General features: G+C 44.3%; 1 protein-coding gene. It reads left to right on the top strand.

What is annotated here, in order from left to right; genetic code table 11:
• A partial coding sequence (locus A3763_RS22840) for a bifunctional diguanylate cyclase/phosphodiesterase (RefSeq protein WP_156495277.1) occupies positions 1-944 on the top strand: 944 nt, incomplete at both ends.

Here is a 944-nt window from a genome sequence, read left to right as displayed (position 1 = left end):
TCGAATCCTGGGCAAATAAGTATGCTCAGGGCTTCTCTCTACTCTATATTGACCTGAATAACTTTAAGTCGAGTAATGACTTACATGGTCACTCTGTTGGTGACCAGATTCTTTGTGAAGTGGCGAGCAGAACTACTGAACACTTCCAAGATTGTATGTGTATCAGACAAGGAGGCGATGAGTTTATTATCTTGACGGGTATGCGTGATAAAGGTGAGTTAAACAAGTTGTGTAAGGCTTACCTGGAGGTGCTACGAAACCCAGTTTCGTTGGAGCATTTAGAGTTTTCCATCAAGGCTTCAATCGGGGTTGCAATCAGTCCCTTTGATGGCAAGGTTCTGGATGAGCTGCAGCGAAAGGCAGACATGGCCATGTACGAAGCGAAGCAAAAACAGAGCGATATCTGTTTTTATTCCGTGGGAATGGAAGAGAAAACCAAGCGTGCTGCTGATATTGAGAAAGAACTTCTTAATGCGTTAGAAAAGGGTGAAATGTGTGTCGTCTATCAGCCTCAGGTCGACTCACAATCCCAGAAGGTATTAGGTGTCGAAGCTTTGGTTCGCTGGCAGAGTGATGTTTTGGGTTTTGTTCCGCCCGATCAGTTTATTTCGGTAGCAGAAGCAGCGGGCGTGATTCATGAACTGGGTGAGTTCGTACTAAAAACGGCTTTGGACGAATGTCTTGACGCTTGTAAACAGAGTCAGCACGCGCCGTTTAAACTGAGAGTATCGGTTAACGTTTCGGTGAGGCAACTGCTTAATGAAGACTTTGTCCCTATGATTAAACAGCTTGTTGAAAGGTATGACGGAGAAGCGCTTACTTTGATGATTGAGGTGACAGAAAGCCTGTTTATTGAAGATTTGGACAAAGCAAAGGATGTATTGAATCAGGTCTCGTTATTGGGCGTGTATACTTCTTTGGATGACTTTGGTACAGGCTACTCT

The organism is Oleiphilus sp. HI0128, from assembly GCF_001635365.1.
This window is presented reverse-complemented; position numbering and strand designations above follow the sequence as displayed.